This is a genomic window from Candidatus Glassbacteria bacterium (assembly GCA_019456185.1).
Classification (GTDB): Bacteria; Gemmatimonadota; Glassbacteria; order GWA2-58-10; family GWA2-58-10; genus JAJRTS01.
In genome coordinates this window covers 1-549 of sequence record VRUH01000006.1, presented here as the reverse complement: position 1 = coordinate 549, position 549 = coordinate 1, and the positions used below count along the sequence as shown (strand labels likewise).

General features: G+C 62.7%; 1 pseudogene (only partly in view). It reads right to left on the bottom strand.

Annotated features, from left to right (window positions below):
- Positions 1–549: pseudogene (locus tag FVQ81_03585) on the bottom strand (APC family permease) (it extends 137 nt beyond the left edge of the window).

Sequence of the window (549 nt, the reverse complement as noted above, 5' to 3'; positions counted from 1 at the left end):
AGGTCAGTACGTTGGCGCCGATTAGGCTGAGAGTGCCGATCATCAGCAGGTTATAGGACGGCACGGCGGACCGCTCGCTGAGGTGAGCGAAAAACCGTCTGGGCAGCACGTTGTCGCGGCCCATGCCGTAGAGGATTCGAGAACTGCCGGTCATTCCAGTTACCCCCGAGCCGATACAAGCCACCAGCAGCGTCATCGCGATAGTCTCCTCCAGCGCCCGGCCGCCCACCAGGTTGCCCACCCCGATCATCGCCTTGTCGATCGCATTCTCCGGTCCGAACTTGACGGCCATGTCCCGCAGGAAACCCTCCCACTCGTGCCACGGCACCGCCGCCTGGGCCAGGTAGATCTGGATGCTGCTCCAGATTCCGGTGATCAGGCAGGTCATCACCGCGGCCAGCAGGATATTGCGCCGGGGGTTCTCCACCTCCTCGCTCAACGTGGTCAGCCCGTCGAACCCGATATAGGTCAGCGCGGCCAGCGCGGTTCCGCGAGAGATCACCGACCAGTTGAAACTCGACGAGTGGTAGAACGGCTCGGTGGTAAAGA